Below are 18,516 nucleotides of genomic sequence, written 5' to 3'. Positions count from 1 at the left end.
GCCCCTCCCCCGACGAGGGGCGGCCGCCAGTTATTCGTCGGCCAGTGGCTCCGCCTGGACCCGTTTCAGCGCGGGCGTGCAGACCGACGCGCCGAGCAGCGCGACCCCGATTCCCAGCACCACCGGCGCGGCGATCCACGGGCTGAACACGACCGACCCCCGTTCCATCGTCGCCATGAACAGCCCCAGCCCGACCACGACGCCGGTCACCCCGGCACCGATCGTCGCCACCAGCGAGGGCAGCGCGGCCTCCATCCGCAGCGCCCGGGACAGCACCCGCACCGGGGTGCCCGCCGCCATCAGCGCGCCGAACGTCCGCCGCCGGTCCATCACCGAGCCCGCCGTCGCGACCGCCGCGCTGCAGCCGGCCAGGATGCCTGCCGCGACGAGGCCGATGACGGTGACCCGGCGCAGGTCGCTGAGCTGCACTTGCTGTCCGTAGAGGTGCTGCTCGCGGCTGCCGATTTCGTTCCCGACCGCGTTGGGCACCAGCGCGGTCCGCACGACCTCGCGATTGGCCTCGGCGGTCGGCACGACCAGGGTGACCTGGCTCGGTTGGACGCCGGCGGGCACCGCGGACGGATCGAGCACGTATTCGCCGTAGTTGTTGTGCTTTTGCGGGTGGTAGGTGCTCGTGGCGACCGCGCCGAGCGGGGTGCCCGTGCTGTCCTCGCCGCCGTACCGCGCGACCCGCAGGTTGTTCGTGTCCAGCTGGTACGGGGAGTAGAGCCCGACGCCGGGCTTGCAGTCCTGCTGGGTGATCCCGAGCCGGGTCAGCTTGGCGGCATCGGCGCAGGTCATCACGTACGCCCGCTGCATCGACCGGTAGTTCCCCTCGCCCTGCATCACGTAGACGCTGGCCACCGGGACGACGCGTTCGGACAGTCCGGCCTTCGCGAGCGTGGCGTTGGTCCGCTCGGCCGCTTCGGGCGCCCGGTCCGCGGTGACGTCGACGTACAGCGCCGAGTCCACGTACTGGCGTCCGCCGCCGGCGAGGGATTCGATCGACGGCAGCAGGGTGAGCGCCATCGACCCGGTGAACACCGCGAGCACGATCCCCGCCGAAGCCCGGTAAGACCCCTTCGGGTCGTTGCGCAGCCGACGTCCGGCCAGCAGCGACGACGGCCGCCGCCAGATCCGCACGAACGTGCCGCCGACCGCCGAGGTCACCCACGGTCCGACCACCATCGCCGAGGCGACCACCAGCAGCAGGCCGAACAGCACCAGGTTGCCGCTGCCGCCGTTGCGCGTGCTGAAAACGGTGTAGAAGAAGAACAACCCGGCCGCGGGCAGCGCGAGCAGCCGCCACCAGCGCAACGGCTTCACGGTGTGCCCGCCGGTCGCGAACAGCGGCGTGCGCACCACCCGGCGCAGGCCGAGCACCCCGGCGAGCACCACGAGCAACGGGACCAGCAGCACGGCGAGCACAGTCAACGCCACCGGCAGCGAGAAGTCCGAGGCCAGCCAGGTGCCGCCGTCCCACGGCACGAACGTGGCCAGCCCGCGCAGCGCCGGGCTCAGCAGCAGGCCGAGCAGCGCGCCGACACCCGCGGACAACCCGGTTTCGGCGGCGACCATCGCGGTCACCTGCCCCGGTGTCGCTCCGGCCAGCCGGATCGCGGCGAGCCGCTGTTCCCGGCGGGCGGCGGTGAGCCGGGCCGACGACGCGACGAGCACCAGGCTCGGCACGAGCAGCACGATGATGCCGACCCAGGACAACACGGTGAGCAGGCTGTCCGGATGACCTTGGCCGAACGGGAAGGACGCGGCCGGGAAAGCGTCCTGGCCCGGCTGGTCCTTGTGCCCGTACGGGCGCATCTCCTGCGGGCTGTGCCCGACGAGCGCGACGAGCTGCTCCGGGTACCGCAGCGCCTCGTCCCCGAACGCGGCGACCGGTTTGCCGAAGCGGTTCCCGAGCTGGTCGGCCGGGGTCGCGGTGAGCAGTTTCCCGAGCGCGGGCGACACGATCGTCTCGCCGGGGCCAGGCAGCCGCGGGATGCCCGCGGGCAGCCGCAGCGAGTCGGCCGGCCCGGTGACCGCGATGTCGACGCGGGCGACCTGCTTGCCGTTGAAGTAGTCCTTGGAGGAGTTGACCAGCAGGGTGTTCTGCTGGCCGGAGTCGTAGCGGCCGCTGCTTTGCCACAGCGCCCGCTGCTCGCGCGCCTGAGTGGCGTACGGAAGGGTCGCCAGCAACAGCACGAGCCCGGTCGCGACGGCGACGCCGACCGCGGTGAGGATCGCCGAGGTGCGGGTCCGCCGGTCGCCGCGCAGCACCCGCAGGGCGAGCTGGAACGGGTTCATGCCGCGAGCCTCGTCGCGATCAGGCCGTCGCGGATCGCGACCGTGCGCGGCATCGATTCGGCGAGTTCGCGGTCGTGAGTCACCACGAGCACGGCGGCGCCGGACGCCTGCGCGGCGGCCAGCAGCGCGTCCATCGTCTCGCGGCCGGTGCGGGTGTCGAGCGCGCCGGTCGGCTCGTCGGCGAAGATCACCTTCGGCCGGTGGGTGAGCGCGCGGGCGATCGCCACGCGCTGCGCCTCGCCGCCGGAAAGCTCGCCGGGAAGCCGGGCCTCCTTGCCGGCCAGCCCGAGTTTGCCGAGCCATTCCCGTGCCGCGGCGATCGCCTCGCCGCGGGTTCCGCCTGCCAGCAGCGACGGCAGCGCGACATTTTCTTCGGCGGTCAGCTCGGACACGAGCATTCCGGACTGGAAGACGAAACCGAATTCGGTGCGCCGCAGTTCGCTGCGCCGCTTTTCACTGAACTGGTCGATTCGCTGTCCCTGCAACCAGATCTCGCCGCTGTCCGCGCGCAGGATGCCCGCGAGCACGTGCAGCAGCGAGGTTTTGCCGGAGCCGGACGGGCCGACGATGGCGATCGCCTCGCCCGGCTGGACGTCGATGTCGATTCCGGCCAGTGCGTGCTGCTGCCCGTAGCGCTTTACCAGCCCGCGCCCCGACAACACCGCTCCGGCGCTCAGGTGTGGATTCGTCATCCGCCAGCTCTCTCCCTGTCTCCGTCATGCGTCTTCGATTGCGACGGAAGGCAGCTTCGCGGATCCGGGCGGGTGTCCACTTCGGGCAGACGGCCGGTCCCTGCCCTTCCCTCATCGGCCGATCGGCCGATGAGGGACGAACCACGTGGCCAAGGTGCGCGCTGGCGCGGATCCTCTACCGTCACGGTGTGCCGCACACCCCGCCGTCGAAAACGCTTGCCGCGCGGGCGACCGAACTCGCCCGCCGCCTCGACATGTCCGTGCTCGTTTTGCTCGCGGCGCTGGCGTTCGACGTCGTGTTCGTGACCAACGCGGCACTGGACAACGTCGGCTCGCGCTTCGTCGATCTCGGTCTCTTCCCGGGCATTTTCGCGATGGCGGCGTGCGCGTTCTGGGCACGCAAACGCGCGGCGGTGGCGGGCGTATTCGGTGCGCTGACGCTGATGTTCTGCACCTTCGCGATCCGCTACCTCTCCATCCCGACCTACTCGAGCGTGCTGGCGAATCTGTCCATCACCGAGGTGGTGGCCGGGATCGAAATGGTCTACTTCCTCGCCCGCCGGGCGCGTCCGGGCGTCGCCTTCGCGGTGATCAGCGCACTGGTCATGGGCGCGCTCACCGCGGTGTTCGGCCGCGAGGCCGAGATCCGGTTCCACGCCAGCAGCATCCTGCAGTCGTTGCTCTTCGGTTTCCTGCTCCTCGTCGCCGCCGTGGTCACCGGCGCGGTCGGGCGGCCGCGGCGCGAACGCGACCCGGCGACGGTGGAACGCCTGCGGACCATGCACCGGTTCACCGAACTGGTGCGCGGCCAATGGCCGTTGATCGGCATGCTCAGCATCGGCGTGCTGATCGAATTCGGCTACACCTACGAAAGCGGCAGCCGCGGTTTCCCGCTGCTGGCCTGCTCGATCGGCGCCGCCGCGGTGACCGCGCTGTCGCCGCGCCGCCCGCGCGACGCGATCCTGGTGGTGGCCGGGATTCTCCTGCTGTCCGCGCTGATGACGCCGTTCCTGCACCCCAGCCACAGCTACCAACTGCTCGGCGGCATTCCGCCGACCCAGATCGTGGCCGGGTTCGGCGTGGTCGTGAACGTCGTGCGGGCGGTGCCGCTCGCGCGCGCCTGGCCGCGGATCGTGGTGCTGTCCGGCGCGGTCGCGGTCGGCACGATCCTGAACTTCAGCCAGTACCGCACCGGCCGCCTGCTCACCGACCCGGCGACGCTCGGAATGCTCGCCACCGTCGCGGTCCTGCTGCTCGGCATCGCCATCGCGATCGGCCTCTACCTGCGGTCGCGCGATTCCGAACGCGCGCAGGTGGTGAAATCCGCGGTCACCGACGCGCAGACGGCCGAGCGGATGGCGCTGGCGAGGGAACTGCACGACGTGGTCGCGCACCACGTGACCGGGATCGTCGTGCAGGCGCAGGCCGCGCGGATGATGGGGGAGAAAAACCCGGAACTCGCGCTGGAGGCGATGGGCCGGATCGAGAACGCCGGCGTCGAGGCGCTCGCCGCGATGCGCCGGCTGGTCCGCAGCATGCGCGGCGACGCACAGGCCGGTTCGGGCGAGTTCAACGAACAGGCGACCACCGATCTGGCGGCTGACCTGCACCGGCTTGTCGAAGCGGGCAACCACGGCATCCCGACGCGGCTCAGCCTCGACCTCCCGGCGGACCTGCCGCACGAGGTCGGCCGGTCCGCGCTGCGGCTGATCCAGGAGTCGCTCACCAACGTCGGCAAGCACGCCTCGGACGCCACCGAGGCGCTCGTGCTGGCCGAGGTCGTCGACGGCGAACTGCACCTGCGGGTGACCGACGACGGCAGCGGGCAGACTCATCGCCCGGCAGGCGGGTCGGGCGGATACGGTCTGGTCGGCATGCGCGAACGCGTCGCGCTGCTGCACGGCAGGCTTTCGGCAGGCCGCGAGCCGAACGGCGGCTGGCGGGTCGAGGCGTGGCTGCCGCTCGAGGCGAACGGGGAGACAGACGGGTGATCCGGGTACTGATCGCGGACGACCAGGAAATGGTGCGGATGGGTTTCCGCATGATCCTGGACGCGCAGGACGACATCGAGGTGGTCGCGGACGTGCCGGACGGGGTCTCCGCCGTCGCCAAGGCGCGCGAACTGCGCCCGGACGTGTGCCTGCTGGACATCCGCATGCCGGGCCTGGACGGGCTGGAGGTCACCCGCCAGCTGGCCGGGCCGGACGTGGCCGACCCGCTGAAGGTCGTCGTGGTCACCACTTTCGACCTCGACGAATACGTGCACACCGCGCTGCGCAACGGCGCGAGCGGCTTCCTGCTCAAGGACGCCGGGCCCGCGCTGCTGATCGAAGCGGTGCGCGCGGCCGATCGCGGCGACGCGCTGGTGTCGCCGCAGATCACCGTGCGGCTGCTGAAGCACTTCGACGGCGGGAACACCGCCAAGCGCGAGGCTCCGGCCCCGTCGGAACCGCTGACCGCGCGCGAGCTGGACGTGGTGAAGGCCGCCGCCCGCGGGCTCACGAACACCGAAATCGGCGCGGAGCTGTTCCTGTCGCTGTCGACGGTCAAGACGCATCTGGCTTCGGTGCAGGGCAAAGTCGGCGCCCGCAACCGGGTGGAAATCGCGGCTTGGGCCTGGCGCAGCGGCGTAGTGGATTAACCGCTACTGGCACGCCCGTACTATCTCGTTATGTCGCGTCGCTTCCATGCTCCAGTCGTTCTGCCCGCCGACCCGTCCTGCTCGCTGCTTCGCGACGCCGTCGTGGATGTCGACGGCGAAGGCCGGATTTCCTTCGTCGGGCCGGCTTCGGACGCACCGGAGTTCGCCGGCGAGCAGACCCGGCTGACCGGAATCCTGTTGCCAGGCTTGGTGAATTCGCACGCGCACAGCCCGATGACGCTCCTGCGCGGCATGGGCGGCGACCTGCCGCTGCTGCGCTGGCTGCGCGAGATCATCTGGCCGGCCGAGGCGAAGCTGAAGCCCGCCGACGTGCGCACCGGCATGCTGCTCGGATCGGTCGAAATGCTCCGGCACGGCGTGACGACCAGCGCGGAAATGTATTTCGAGGGCGAGCAGCTCGTCGACGCGGTGCTCACGACCGGCGGGCGAGTGCTCGTCGCGCCGCCGGTGATCGAACTGCCCGGGATGGACTGGCGGGCGACGCTGGCCGCGATCGACCGGTGGATCGACGCCGACGGACTGCGGTTCGGTCCCGGCGAGCGGATCGAGCTGGGGTACGGGCCGCATTCCGCGTACATGCTGAACCCGGAGGGGTTGCGGGCTACCGCCGAGTCCGCGGCCGCCCGGGGCGCGCTGGTGCAGATTCACGTCGCGGAGGCCGCCGCGGAGGATCTGGAGCAGCGCAAGCAGTACGGATCGGTGCCTCGGCTGCTGGATTCGCTGGGGATGTTCAACGGCCGGACGCTGGCGGCGCATTCGGTGCATTTGTCGGACGAGGACATCGCGATCTTCGCCGCCCGGGGCGTCGGGATGGCGCATTGCCCGGGGTCCAACGCGAAGCTGGCTTCCGGGATCGCGCGGATCAAGGACCTGCGGGCGGCCGGCGTCGCGATCGGGCTCGGCACCGACGGCCCGGCGTCCAACGACGACATCGACCTGTGGGAAGAGCTGCAGCTGACGGCGATGCTGGCTCGGCTGGCCAATGACGATTCCACCGTAGTGACCGCCAAGGACGTGTTCCTGATGGCCACCCGGGGCGGGGCGGAGGCGCTGGGCCGTCCCGACCTCGGGGTGCTCGAGGCGGGCCGCTGGGCGGACCTGGTGCACGTCGACCTCGACGACCCGGCGTTCGCGGCCGGGCTGGACGTGCCGGACGAGCAGTTGCTGGCGAACCTCGTCTGGGCGGCCGGTTCTCGCCGGGTGCGGGACGTGTGGGTCGCGGGCGAACAGGTCGTCGCCGACGCGGAGCCGACTCGGGTCGACCGCCGCGAGATCCAGGCGACGGTGGCGGACACCGCCGCCCGGCTGCGGGCCTGACCTCAGCGAGGACGGATCTGGATTTCGGTGAGGTGTGCTTCCGGGGTGGCGGTTACCGCGGTGAGGACGGCCGTAGCCACCGAGTCTGGGCGCAGGTACTTGTCGACCTCGTAGCTGCCGCCCTCTTGGACGCGGACTTCGCGTTGCATGTCGGTGTCCGTGCGGCCGGGGAAGATCGACGTCACGCGCAGATCGGGTTCTTCGGCGCGGAGTGAGTCGGCGAAGGCGCGGGCGGCGAATTTGCTGGCCGCGTAAGGGCCCCAGCCGGGACGGGCGTGGTATCCGGCACCGGAGTTGATCACGACGACGTGGCCGTTCGCGTTGCGCAGCGCGGGAAGCAGCAGGCGAGTCAGTTCCGCGACCGCGATGACGTTTACCTCGAGGTTCATGCGCCACACGGAGGCCGGCGAGTCGGCGACCGTGCCGATTTTGCCGGTACCGGCGGAGTGCACCAGCACGTCCAGCCGGTCGATCTTGCTGGCTGCGGCTTCCAAGGAAGCGGCGTCGGTGAGGTCGACCGGCCAAGGCTGCGCTCCGGGCAGTTCCTCGGCCACCTTCGCCAGTGCGTCGGTGTCGCGGCCGCCCAGAAGAAGCCGGTGCGTCGGGGAAAGCTGGTGCGCGATAGCCGCGCCGATGCCCCTCGAGGCACCGGTGATCAAGGCGAGCGGGAGGTCGGTCATACCGGCCACGGTAGGCGTCCGGCGCTGATTCGCCAGCCGGGGGAGTCGTCGATCACTTCGCCGGAGCGCACTGAGCCGCGGCCCGGGGATCGCGGGGATAGCGGATCTCCGTGCGGTGCACCGCGCCGGTGAAATTGTCGATAAACCGACTCCAGGTGAGCGGTTCGCGGGTGGAGGCGAGGACCTCCTGCACGTCGGGGCAGCGCAGTGCTTGGCGGGCGGCGTCGATCTCGACGGGCTGGAACATCCGGATCTCGCCGTCGGTGGCGTAGTCGCCGCGTCCGGCTTCGGCGATCTCCCAGGCCGCGACCAGCCACTTCGAGTGTCCGGGGCGGCCGCCCGCGATGGCCGACGAGTGTGCGGCCAGGTCGCTGGCCAGCCCGTAACCGTCGTGGATGCGGACGTCCAGCGAGACGATGTTGCTGATCGCGCCCATGCTGTCGGCCGCCATGGTCACGTACGGGCGGTCGGTCGGGAAGCGGAACCACTGCTTGACGTCGCCGTAGCTGTAGACGAGCACGGCTGGCTGCTGCGTCGCCCGCACCGCGTCGACGGCGTGGCGGATGACGTCCTGGCCCAGGTAATCCGTCGCCAGCACGGGGTGTTCGCGGCCGGTCGCCCAAGACCAGTAGCCGCGTTCGTCGGTGACGCTGACCGCGAGATGGGTGCCTTCGTACGGCACCCGCAGCCAGCCGCCCGCGATGACCGACCACGCGGCGACTCCGGCGACGAACGCGATCGTCTTCCGGGTCACCGGAATCGCCAGCACGGGAAGCAGCAGCGCGAACAACGCGGGCAGCAACATCCGGCCGTGCATGAAATCGCCGCCGACCCGCACGACGTACAGCGCCAGCAAAAGCGCGCCTGCCAACGAAGTCAGCATCAGAATCCGCGACCGGCGCGCCAGTACCGCGGCAATCGCCAGCAGCAGCAACGGAATCCACAGCACGTACGGGCTGATCAGGTCAGCGAGGTACGCGAAGCCGCGCGGCCAGTCGCTGTTGGTCGCTTCCTTCGCGAGCGCGGTGTTCGGCGTGAGCAGACCGTAGTAGCCCATCCGAAACACTTGGTAGGCCACCGGAATCGCGATTCCCGCGCCAAGCCAGCCCAATGCGGCAAGCCATCGCGGACGGCGCAGCAGCACGAGTGCGACGAAGCCGACCACGCTGAACAACGCCAGATCCGGGCGCACGAGCGGACCCAGTCCGAGCACGATCGCGGTGGCGACCGGGGTTTTGCCGCGCACCAGCAACCACCAGCTCAGCCCCAGCCACAGGAACACCAGGCCGGTTTCCAGTCCGGAGGTCGCGAAGTCGCGGAACGGCGGGAGTGCGCAGACGACCAGCGCACCGGCGGGAACGACTGGTCCGGCGTAGAGCCGCCGGGCGCCGTCGAGGCCGAAGAACAAACCGCCCACCGCGCACAGCAGGCCGGTGATGACCGCGAGCCATTCCAGTGGCGGGCCGGGAATGGTGCCGACTCCGGCGAGCAGCCAGGTCCACAACGGACTCGTGCTCGCCTCGACGCGCTCGCCGACGTTGAACACCGGCCCGTTCCCGGCGAGGATCTGCCGGACGGTGCGGAGCACGAGCAGTCCGTCGTCGCTGATCCACCGGCGCTGCCAGGCGAGCACCGCATACAGCGCGAGGACCGCCCCGGTGGCGGCCCACGTCCAGGTCATCGGGCGGCGGTACCACGAGGGCGGGTCGGCGGGCGCGTCGGCGGCCGCGGTCATGATTGGTCCAGACCTCCCCGAGACGTGGTGTGCAGCCACAGTCTCGCATCCGCCCGGGCGTGACGCTCAGTGGTCGCCGCGAAGATCCGGGAAGGACGGTCAGCGCGCGGCCGAGGCGGAGGCGGTCGGCAGCGGCGGCCCGCTCGGCGCGGACGGGACGGTCGGCAACGGCGGGGCGAGGCCGATGTCCAGGTCCATCCGCTCGCGGTCCTTGCCGCCGAGGGTGAACGGCGAGGTGCAGCCGGTCGCCGGGTCGACGGCCGAGTCCAGCCCCGGCGTGCCCGCGCCGCGCTGGGTGACGGTGAGGCGATCCGGCAGCTTCGAGATGTCGAAGCACACCTGGTAGGTGCCGTCCTTGCGCTGGTCGAACAGGTAGCCGCCGTCGGCGTTCGTGCGCGCGGTGGCGACGGTGCCGCCCGCGCCGTCCTTGAGCGTGACCGGCAGCTCCGGGAAGCCGGGTTCGTCGTCGTCCTGCGTGCCGTTGCGGTTCAGGTCTTTCCACGCGCGGTCGCCGATCTTGCCGACCGAGGGCTGCGGCGTGACCATGACCGTCGCGGACGCCTTCTGCTCGGCGAGCGGCCCGCCCGGACCGGCGCCGGTGACCTTCGCGGTGTTGACGTGCCCGTTGTCGTCCTCGGTGAGGTTCGGGTGGTCGCAGGCGAGTTCGCGCGACGCGTTGGCGGCGAGGTCGAACGCGCCGGGAAGCCCGGTGCACCACGGGTCTTTCACGAGCAGCCCGGTGAGCGGTTCGGAGCCGGTGTTGGAGACGGAGATGCGGAAGTGCGCGGCGTCGCCGGCCGGGATGGCAGCCGACGGGCCCCACGTTCCGTCCGCCGGATTCCGCACCTCCATCTTCACCGCGAACGCGGCGAGAGCCACGTGCACGCAGTCCCACAGCACCCAGTTGTGGTTGGTGCTGGCGAAAAAAGAGACCCCCGCGGTGTCGTCCGGCGCGGGGAACGGCGGCAGCTCCTGCCGCGCGAGCCTGCCGTCGGACGCGACGTCGTGCGTTACCGCGAGCGGTTTCTCCACCAGCACGCGGCCAGCGCGGTCGGCGAAGCGCAGTCCGGTCGTCGCGCTCGCGCGCGAACCGAGGCCGGACTGTGCGGTACCCGCCCACACCGACAGGGAGTATTGCCCGCCGGGCACCGCTTTCACCTGCTGGCTGGCCGAGCTGACCCGGCCGTCCGGCGTCTGGATCTGCGCGTTGACGTGCCCGTCGACCGCGTGCGCGGTGCTGGTGACCAGTTTCGGCACCCGGTCCGCCGGGGTGCTGCGCGGAACCGGTGCGGCGGGGGTGAAGAGATACTCCCGGGGAGGCCCGCCGGGCGAACCGGCGTCCTCCACGCTCGGGTTGGCCGCGATGCCGCCGCACTCCGGAGCCCCCTCGGCGGGAGCCGATCCGGGAGTGACGACGGCGAGCGCGCCGACCAGCATCGCAGTGCCCGCCGCCGCGCCCGCCGTACGTCCGATCGCGACTTTCCTTGCCCGCCTCACGCGGTGAAGCTAGACCCAGGAAGCCCGATCGGCGGTAAGAAACACCCCAAAGTGTTACCGGCGGCCGATCCGGCCCGGCAAACCGAAGGCGCCCTTCTTCCACACCGACACGATCGCCGGCCGCGGCTGGGAGCTGCCGCCGTCCGGCCAGTGCGAGGTCGGGTTCGCCGAACTCGGCGCGTCCTCGCCGGGGTGCTGCACCGCGACGAGCACGAGGTTTTCGGTGACGACCGGACCGCACGTCTCCGCGCCGACCGGCACGGACAGGAACTGCTTCACGTGCCCGCGCTCGGGTCCGGTGACCGGAACCGAGAACAGGCCGTCGTTCGCGCCGAGGGTGTTGCCGTCGGTGGAGATCCACAGGTTGCCGTGCGGGTCGAAGGCCACGTTGTCCGGGCACGAGATCGGGCTGACCTGGTCCTTCGGGAAACCGCCGAAGTAGGTGTCGGCCGTGGCCGGATCGCCGCAGACGAGCAGCAGCCGCCAGGAAAACCGGGTCGAGGCGGCGTCGCCGCGGTCCTCGTCCCATTCGAGGACGTGCCCGTTTTTGTTGCGGGTGCGCGGGTTCGCCTCGTCCGGGGCCGCCTTGCCCGCCGCGCCGCGGTCGGAGTTGTTGGTGAGCGCGGCGTAGATCCGGCCGTTGACCGGGTTCGGCTCGATGTCCTCCGGGCGGTCCATTTTGGTCGCCCCGGCGCGGTCGGCGGCTTGCCGGGTGAACACGTAGACCTCCTCCGCGGTGAATCCGTCCACAAAGGACTTGTCGCCGCTGGCAAGGGGAATCCACTCGCCGGTGCCGTCGAATTCGCCGTCGGCGGGCAGCTTGCCGGAACCGTCGATCTCGCCCGGGCTGTTGCCGGAGAACTTGGCGACGTACAAGGTCCCGTCGTCCAGCAGCGCCGAATTGTGCCGCCGGGCGAGCGCGGAGTTCCCCTTCTTGTACTTGCCCTTCGACACGAATTTGTAGATGTACTCGAACCGCTCGTCGTCGCCGGAGTACACCGCGACCCGGCCGTCCGCGGTGATCTTGACGTTCGCCGCCTCGTGCTTGAACCGGCCGAGCGCGGTGTGCTTCACCGGCGTGGAATGCGGGTCGTTCGGGTCGATTTCCACGACCCAGCCGAACCGGTTGGGCTCGTTGGGCTCGCGCGAAACGTCCCAGCGCTTGTCGAAACGCTCCCACTTCCGCGTGCTCTCGCCGGTGCCGATCGCGTACCGCTTGAGCCGCGCGGCCGCCGCCGGGTCGGTCACCTTGTCGGCGTGCGCGAAGTACTGGTGGAAGTTCTCCTCGCCGGACAGCACGGTGCCCCACGGCGTGACGCCGCCGGAGCAGTTGTTCTGCGTGCCGCGCACGCGCTTGCCGGACGGATCGGCCGACGTCTTGAGGTACTTCGAACCGGCCGCCGGACCGCGCACCTCGAAAATCGTGTCGAGCGTGATCCGCCGGTTCAGCGGGCTCGGCACGGTGCGCAGCGCGCCGCCGATCGGGTCGCGCAGCGTCTGCACCACCGACAACCCGTGTGCCGCCCAGGCGATTTTCACCTGCTCCTCGGTGGGATTGGCCGGGTCGTACTGGTCGGCCGGGAACAGGTGCACCTCGGTGGTGTACTCGTGGTTGACCACCAGCAGGTTGCGCAGGCCGAGCGGGTCCTGCGGGATCAGGCCGACGAAGTCGTTGTTGTAGCCGAACTGCTTGGCCTGCGCGGCCGCGGTCTGCTTGCGGAAGTCGAACTTCGGCGCGCCCGGGACCACCGGGTCGCCCCAGCGGATCACCACGTGCTGGGCGTACCCGTCGGGGATGCTGACGGCGTCGAGCTTGTTCGGCGGCACCGGCGTGAAGTCGGTGCCGGGCACGGCGCGGCCCTTCGCCAGCGGTGCCGGAGGCTGAGCGGGGGCGGCCGCCGCGGTGCCGGACAGCGCGGCGAATCCGCCCGCCGCCGCGGCCATTACCGCACCGGCCTTGAACACGCCGCGGCGCGAGACGCCCTTGGCGATGTCGCCGAAGTATTCGTTGCCGGTCGGGTTCGGGGCCTCGTGCGCGCACGCGTTGCCGCAGCGGTATTCGCAGGTGATCGGTGACCGGCCGGCGGAATGCGCGGTGAACAGGGGCAGCAGTCGTCCGGGCTCCAGGGACACGGGGCCTCCAGGGTCGCTTCTCGGTGGGAACGCAGCGACCGTATGCGGCGAAAACCCCTGGAACCGGACCAAAAGGTGAACAGCGGGTGTATTCGGCGAAAGACGACGATCGCCCCCGAACAGACAGTCCGGGGGCGATCGCCGAGGGTGGCTGTATTGACCGGAGAGGCTCAGAACTCCTCGTCGCCGACGAGCGCGGCCTCCCTCGGCACGGTGTGCGGGTCGGCCTTCTTCTCCCGCTGCGAAAGCAGCACGGCGGCGATCAGGCAGAGCACCGCGGCGACCAGGAACGGTCCCTGCTCCCAGCCCATCCACTCGGCGACGTGCCCGACGAGCGTGGCCGCGATCGCGCCGCCGAACCACCGGCAGAAGTTGTACCCGGCGCTCGCGACCGGCCGCGGCGCGTCGCTGATCGACATCGCGGTGCCGGTGAACAGCGTGTTCAGCAGCCCGGAAACCAGCCCGGACACGATGATCCCGACGACCACCACCGGCTTGCTCGGAATGGCGAGCACCAGCATCAGCACGGTGTAGCCGGCCACCGCCAGCGCGGCCGCGTGCCGTTCGCCGAAGCGGGCGGCCATCTTCGGCGCGAGCACCACGCCGGCGATCGCCACGCACAGGCCCCAGCCGCAGAAGATCAGCCCGACGGCGATGGCGTTCCAGCCGAGCACGAACGGGGACCAGGCGAGCACCGCGAAGAACGCGGCGGTGTAGAGCGCCGACGCGATCGACGTGCGCAGCAGGCCGGGGTGCTTGAGCGCGCGGAGCGGGTCGAGCAGCTTGATCGGTTCGCGCTTCTCGGCCGAGTCGCTCTTCAGGAAGATCGAGCACAGCACCAGCGCGGCGACCATCAGCACCGCGGTGCCGAGGAACGGACCGCGCCACGAGATCGTGCCCAGCAGCGCGCCGAGCAGCGGACCGACGGCGAGCCCGACGCCGAGCGCGGCCTCGTAAAGCAGGATCGCACCGGATTGGCCGCCGGTCGCCGCGCCGACGATCACCGACAGCGCGGTGGCGATGAAGAAAGCGTTGCCAAGGCCCCACACCGCACGCAGGCCGACGAGCTGTTCGATCGAACCCGCCGCGGCGCACAGCGCGGTCGCGGCGACGATCAGCGTCAGCCCGACCAGCACGGTCCGCTTGGCCCCGAACCGGGCGGACATCGCGCCGGTGAAGAGCATGGCGATCACCTGCACGCCGAGATACGACGTGAACAGCAGCGTGACCTGGGACGGCGAGGCGTTCAGCCCCTTGGCGATGGAGAGCAGGATCGGGTCGACGAGGCCGATGCCCATGAACGCGATGACCGCGGCGAACGCGGTGATCCACACCTGTTTGGGCTGGCCTTTGACCGCGTCCAGCAGGCTCGAGTGGTGCTCAGCGCTCATCGCGGATCAGTTCCTCCTTCGGCTGTTGCGGCGAGTTCCGCGGCGGGATCGTCACGGTGGAAGTCGGCGATCAGCTTCGTGAGCGCGGGAAGCGCGGCGTCGATGACGGCGCGCTCCTCCGGGTCGAGGCGGTCGAGCCGCGCCCGCAGCTCCGCCTCCCGGCCCGCGATCATCTCGGCGTAGAACCGCTCGCCTTCCGGCGTGGCCTCCACGAGCACGGCGCGCCCGTCCTCGGGATCGGGACGGCGGGTCACCATGCCGAGCCGCTCGAGCCTGCGCACGACGTCGGTCATCGACGGCATCCGCACCCGCTCGAGACGGGAGAGCCGGCTCATCCGGCTCGGCCCCCGGCCGACCAGCTCCGACAGCACCGACCCCTGGGTCAGGGTCAGCAGCTGCGCGGATTCGCGGCGCACCAGGTAGTACAGCCGGAACACCACCGGCCGCAGCCGCTGCGCCAGATCGCCCCTCGAGGAAGTCACTTAGCTAGGCTAACAAAAATTAGTTAGGGTGGCGAAGTAATTCGGCTCACAAGGTGGTCCAGTCCAGGACCCCTAGGCTGGAGAAGTGGATGCGGTGATCTTCGACCTCGACGGCGTACTGGTGGACTCCGAGACGACGTGGGACGAGGTGCGCCGCGCCGTGGTCGCCGAGCACGGCGGGACCTGGCGCCCCGAGGCGACCCGCGCCCAGCAGGGGATGAGCACCCCGGAATGGGCGCACTACCTGGTGGACACCCTGGGCGCGCGGCTCACCCCGGACGAGATCGCCCGCACGGTGATCGACGAGATGGCCGCCCGGTACGCCGACCGCCCGCCGGTGATCGACGGGGCCGACCAGGTCGTCCGCGAAATCGCCCGGCACTGGCCGGTCGCGATCGCCAGCTCGTCGCCGCCGGTGCTGATCCACTCGTTCCTGACCGCGTGCGACCTGACGTCGCTGGTCCCGGTGGCGGTGTCGAGCGAGGAAGTGGCCGCGGGCAAGCCGGAGCCGGATGTCTACCTGCGAGCGGCGATGCTGCTGGGCGTCGAGGCATCCGGCTGCGCGGCGGTCGAAGATTCGACAAACGGCCTGCGCGCGGCGTTCGCGGCGGGCATGACGGTGTTCGCGGTGCCGAACCCGCACTTCCCGCCGGACCCGGAGGTGCTGCGGGAGGCGACCGTGCTGCCGAATCTGGCCGCACTGCCTGCCGCGCTCCGTGAGTGACACAGCCCACCGCGGTAAATAACCCCAAATCGGTTGCGGCAGGTATCCGGCCGGTCGATCGCCTCGCCTGGCTCGCCGGACAGGGCTGGCGGACGACCGTCGACCGCGCGGGCGAGCTCGCCGCCAGCTACGGCAAACAGCTGCCCGACCCGCTCGGCGACGCGATGACCAAAACCGAACTGGTCACCGTCGACCTGCCCTGAAACAGCCGTGCGGGGAACCCTGCCGGAATCAGATTCCCGCAGGATTCCCCGCACGGACAGGCAAACGGCGGCTCAGCGCTCCACTTCGCCGCGGATGAAGGCGTCGACCGCGTCGCGGGCGGTCGAGTCGTCGTACTGCTCCGGCGGCGACTTCATGAAGTAGGACGACGCGGACAGGATCGGGCCGCCGATGCCGCGGTCCTTGGCGATCTTCGCCGCGCGCACCGCGTCGATGATGATGCCCGCCGAGTTGGGGGAGTCCCACACCTCGAGCTTGTACTCCAGGTTCAGCGGCACGTCGCCGAACGCGCGGCCCTCGAGGCGGACGTAGGCCCACTTGCGGTCGTCGAGCCACTGCACGTAGTCCGACGGTCCGATGTGGACGTTGCCCTTGCCGAGCTCGCGGTCGACCTGCGAGGTGACCGACTGGGTCTTCGAGATCTTCTTCGACTCGAGCCGCTCCAGCTCCTTCATGTTCAGGAAGTCCATGTTCCCGCCCACGTTGAGCTGCATCGTGCGGTCGAGCTGCACGCCGCGGTCCTCGAACAGCTTGGCCAGCACGCGGTGCGTGATGGTGGCGCCGACCTGGGACTTGATGTCGTCGCCGACGATCGGGACGCCCGCGTCGGTGAACTTCTTCGCCCACTCCGGGTCGGAAGCGATGAAGACCGGCAGCGCGTTGACGAACGCGACGCCCGCGTCGATCGCGGCCTGCGCGTAGAACTTGTCGGCCTCTTCGGACCCGACGGGAAGATAGGAGACGAGCACGTCGACCTGCGCGTCGCGCAGCGCGCCGACCACGTCGACCGGAGTCTCGTCGGACTCCTCGATGGTCTCGCGGTAGAACCGGCCGAGGCCGTCGTAGGTGTGCCCGCGCTGGACGGTGACGCCGAGCGGCGGCACGTCGGCGATCTTGATCGTGTTGTTCTCGCTGGCGGAAATCGCCTCCGAGAGGTCCCGGCCGACCTTCTTCGCGTCGACGTCGAACGCGGCGACGAACTCGATGTCGCGCACGTGGTAGTCGCCGAACTGGACGTGCATCAAACCGGGGACGCGCGTACCGGGATCCGCGTCGCGGTAGTACTGCACGCCCTGGACCAGCGACGAGGCGCAGTTGCCGACGCCCACGATGGCCACCCGAACGCGGCGGTTCTCGCCCATGCCGGTTTCTCCTTCAATCTCATTCACTTGCATCTGCAGGTCTGCCGCCCCGTTGCGGCCGCCGCTCAACCCAGTCCCGGCTGCTCCGGGCCGCGCTGTTCGGCTTGTTCGTGCGCGATCAGCTCGTTGAGCCAGCGCACCTCCCGCTCGCTCGACTCCAGCCCCAGCCGGTGCAGCTCGCGGGTGTAGCGGTCGATCTTCTCCTCGGCCCTGGCCAGCGCGTCCCGCAACCCTTCGCGCCGCTCCTCGACGCGGCGGCGGCGGCCTTCCAGGATTCGCATCCTGACGTCGGCCGGTGTCCGCGAGAAGAACGCCAGGTGGACGCCGAATCCCTCGTCGTCCCACGTCTGCGGTCCCGCGTCGCCGAGCAGTTCGGCGAAGCGTTCCTTGCCCTCGGCGGTGAGCTTGTAGACGCGGCGGCCGCGCCGTGACCACGCCCGGTCGTCCGCCTCGTCGAACTCCTCGACGAGGTAACCGGCCCGCAGCAGCCGGCGCAAGGTCGGATACAGCGAGCCGTACGAGAACGTCCGGAACATCCCGAGCGTCTCGTGCAAACGTTTGCGCAGCACGTACCCGTGCATGGGCGCCTCGTGCAGCAATCCGAGGATCGCGAGTTCGAGCACACCACACCCCATTCCGGGAATACGCCGCGGCCGGAACCGTTGATCACCCGGAACCGGCTCAGCCAACCTACTCGCCGAGTATATCGCGCCGATACATCGGAGTGGCGGAAGTAACCCGCGACCAGCACGCGCGCGCCGATCCGTGACCAGAGCGTTAGCAAACTTTCGGCGTGTCCGAACGGTTGCCCTGGGTACGGGAAAGCAGGGGGCACCGCGGACACAGAAAGAGCCCGTACTCTGTCCTCGTGCGAAACCAGCGGCAGGTTGTGGATTACGCCTTGCAGCGCCGTGCGCTGCTGGCCGGCGTCCGCTCCGGACGCGTCGGAGACCACGAGGTCTGCGACGCGAGCCCGTACCTGCTCCGCGCGGCCAAATTCCACGGCAGACCCGAGGACCGGGCCTGCCCGATGTGCCGCCGGGCCCCGCTGCACCTCGTCTCCTGGGTGTACGGCGACGAGCTCAAGCACGTCTCGGGATCGGCACGCACCCCCGCCGAACTGGCCCGGATGTCCGGGATTTTCGGGGAGTTCACCGTCTATGACGTAGAGGTGTGCCGGACGTGCCACTGGAACCATCTGGTCCTGTCCTATGTCCTCGGCACGGGAGAGCCCCAGCCGACCCGGCCGCGAAGGACTGCCGGGCAGTGACGAGTACCACAACCGCTGCAGAACGCAGGGCGGTGCGCCGCGGTTCGTCCCGGACGGCGGCGCCGGCAGTGCAGCCCTCGGAGGCCCATTCGTGAACGACGACCGCAACCGCTCCTGGCCGAGCCAGGAGCCAGATGCACCTCGCCGTGCCCGGCGACCCCAGGAGGACCCCGGTCCCGCCTGGCCCGCCGATGACGCCCCCCGGCGCCCCGCGCCGCCCCGCCGTCCTCCCGCCGGCGGGCCGCGCCCGCCGCGCGCCCCGCGTGCC

General features: G+C 70.5%; 16 protein-coding genes. 6 read left to right on the top strand and 10 right to left on the bottom strand.

The window, feature by feature from the left end:
- Positions 1-30: 30 nt before the first annotated feature.
- Together F9C11_RS07305 and F9C11_RS07300 are read right to left on the bottom strand one after the other, a co-directional pair.
- Complete coding sequence (locus F9C11_RS07305; protein WP_409184130.1) at positions 31-2,301, bottom strand: FtsX-like permease family protein; 2,271 nt, start codon at positions 2,299-2,301, stop codon at positions 31-33.
- Positions 2,298-2,993, bottom strand: coding sequence for an ABC transporter ATP-binding protein (locus F9C11_RS07300; protein ID WP_409184129.1), 696 nt, complete (start codon positions 2,991-2,993; stop codon positions 2,298-2,300). The genes F9C11_RS07305 and F9C11_RS07300 overlap by 4 nt, the downstream gene beginning before the upstream one ends.
- Positions 2,994-3,181: 188 nt before the next feature.
- On the opposite strand from F9C11_RS07300, the gene F9C11_RS07295 reads away from it, so the two are divergent.
- From F9C11_RS07295 to F9C11_RS07285, 3 genes are read left to right on the top strand one after another with little or no spacing between them, the layout of a single operon-like run.
- On the top strand, positions 3,182-4,984 hold the full coding sequence (locus F9C11_RS07295; protein WP_409184128.1) for a sensor histidine kinase: 1,803 nt from the start codon (positions 3,182-3,184) through the stop codon (positions 4,982-4,984).
- Positions 4,981-5,634: a response regulator gene (locus F9C11_RS07290; protein ID WP_409184127.1), complete on the top strand. Its 654-nt coding sequence runs from the start codon at positions 4,981-4,983 to the stop codon at positions 5,632-5,634. Before F9C11_RS07295 ends, F9C11_RS07290 begins: the two co-directional genes overlap by 4 nt.
- Positions 5,635-5,664: 30 nt before the next feature.
- The gene (locus tag F9C11_RS07285; protein ID WP_409184126.1) at positions 5,665-6,972 is read left to right on the top strand and encodes an amidohydrolase family protein; all 1,308 of its coding nucleotides are present in this window, start codon (positions 5,665-5,667) and stop codon (positions 6,970-6,972) included.
- Positions 6,973-6,974: 2 nt separating this feature from the next.
- Here the strand turns inward: F9C11_RS07285 and F9C11_RS07280 are convergent, their stop codons facing one another.
- The 6 genes from F9C11_RS07280 to F9C11_RS07255 form a co-directional block, all read right to left on the bottom strand.
- Positions 6,975-7,652, bottom strand: coding sequence for an SDR family oxidoreductase (locus F9C11_RS07280; protein WP_409184125.1), 678 nt, complete (start codon positions 7,650-7,652; stop codon positions 6,975-6,977).
- A gap of 52 nt (positions 7,653-7,704) precedes the next feature.
- Entirely contained in the window at positions 7,705-9,387 is a 1,683-nt protein-coding gene (locus F9C11_RS07275) for a hypothetical protein (RefSeq protein WP_409184124.1), read from the bottom strand.
- A 99-nt stretch (positions 9,388-9,486) separates the two neighbouring features.
- On the bottom strand, positions 9,487-10,884 hold the full coding sequence (locus tag F9C11_RS07270) for an SdrD B-like domain-containing protein (RefSeq protein ID WP_409184123.1): 1,398 nt from the start codon (positions 10,882-10,884) through the stop codon (positions 9,487-9,489).
- A 54-nt stretch (positions 10,885-10,938) separates the two neighbouring features.
- Positions 10,939-13,017 (bottom strand): PhoX family protein, encoded by a 2,079-nt coding sequence (locus F9C11_RS07265; protein WP_409184122.1) that lies wholly within the window; start codon positions 13,015-13,017, stop codon positions 10,939-10,941.
- Between the two features lie 170 nt (positions 13,018-13,187).
- The gene (locus F9C11_RS07260; protein ID WP_409184121.1) at positions 13,188-14,408 is read right to left on the bottom strand and encodes an MFS transporter; all 1,221 of its coding nucleotides are present in this window, start codon (positions 14,406-14,408) and stop codon (positions 13,188-13,190) included.
- On the bottom strand, positions 14,405-14,890 hold the full coding sequence (locus tag F9C11_RS07255; RefSeq protein WP_409184120.1) for a MarR family winged helix-turn-helix transcriptional regulator: 486 nt from the start codon (positions 14,888-14,890) through the stop codon (positions 14,405-14,407). Before F9C11_RS07255 ends, F9C11_RS07260 begins: the two co-directional genes overlap by 4 nt.
- Positions 14,891-14,975: 85 nt before the next feature.
- Here F9C11_RS07255 and F9C11_RS07250 point away from each other — a divergent pair, with 85 nt between their 5' ends.
- Positions 14,976-15,614 (top strand): HAD family hydrolase, encoded by a 639-nt coding sequence (locus F9C11_RS07250; RefSeq protein WP_409184119.1) that lies wholly within the window; start codon positions 14,976-14,978, stop codon positions 15,612-15,614.
- Positions 15,611-15,817, top strand: a complete 207-nt coding sequence (locus F9C11_RS07245) for a hypothetical protein (RefSeq protein WP_409184118.1) — start codon at positions 15,611-15,613, stop codon at positions 15,815-15,817. Before F9C11_RS07250 ends, F9C11_RS07245 begins: the two co-directional genes overlap by 4 nt.
- Positions 15,818-15,889: 72 nt before the next feature.
- Here F9C11_RS07245 and F9C11_RS07240 read toward each other — a convergent pair whose 3' ends face one another.
- Together F9C11_RS07240 and F9C11_RS07235 are read right to left on the bottom strand one after the other, a co-directional pair.
- Positions 15,890-16,978, bottom strand: a complete 1,089-nt coding sequence (locus F9C11_RS07240) for an inositol-3-phosphate synthase (protein WP_409184117.1) — start codon at positions 16,976-16,978, stop codon at positions 15,890-15,892.
- Positions 16,979-17,043: 65 nt separating this feature from the next.
- A complete protein-coding gene (locus tag F9C11_RS07235) occupies positions 17,044-17,601 on the bottom strand; it encodes a PadR family transcriptional regulator (protein WP_409184116.1) in 558 nt (185 codons plus the stop codon).
- 245 nt (positions 17,602-17,846) lie between these two features.
- Between F9C11_RS07235 and F9C11_RS07230 the strand changes: the two genes are divergently transcribed.
- A complete protein-coding gene (locus F9C11_RS07230; protein ID WP_043831456.1) occupies positions 17,847-18,248 on the top strand; it encodes a DUF5318 domain-containing protein in 402 nt (133 codons plus the stop codon).
- Positions 18,249-18,516 lie beyond the last annotated feature (268 nt).

It is taken from the genome of Amycolatopsis sp. VS8301801F10 (genome assembly GCF_046195355.1).
In the GTDB taxonomy this organism is placed as follows: Bacteria; Actinomycetota; Actinomycetes; order Mycobacteriales; family Pseudonocardiaceae; genus Amycolatopsis.
Note: the sequence above shows the minus strand (reverse complement) of the source record. Positions and strands in the feature narration are given on the sequence as shown.

Excerpts from the sequence above, each read along its gene's own strand:
- F9C11_RS07285 (WP_409184126.1), top strand. The coding sequence starts at position 5,665 with ATGTCGCGTCGCTTCCATGCTCCAGTCGTTCTGCCCGCCGACCCGTCC.
- F9C11_RS07280 (WP_409184125.1), bottom strand. The coding sequence starts at position 7,652 with ATGACCGACCTCCCGCTCGCCTTGATCACCGGTGCCTCGAGGGGCATC.
- F9C11_RS07300 (WP_409184129.1), bottom strand. The coding sequence starts at position 2,993 with ATGACGAATCCACACCTGAGCGCCGGAGCGGTGTTGTCGGGGCGCGGG.
- F9C11_RS07275 (WP_409184124.1), bottom strand. The coding sequence starts at position 9,387 with ATGACCGCGGCCGCCGACGCGCCCGCCGACCCGCCCTCGTGGTACCGC.
- F9C11_RS07260 (WP_409184121.1), bottom strand. The coding sequence starts at position 14,408 with ATGAGCGCTGAGCACCACTCGAGCCTGCTGGACGCGGTCAAAGGCCAG.
- F9C11_RS07240 (WP_409184117.1), bottom strand. The coding sequence starts at position 16,978 with ATGGGCGAGAACCGCCGCGTTCGGGTGGCCATCGTGGGCGTCGGCAAC.
- F9C11_RS07305 (WP_409184130.1), bottom strand. The coding sequence starts at position 2,301 with ATGAACCCGTTCCAGCTCGCCCTGCGGGTGCTGCGCGGCGACCGGCGG.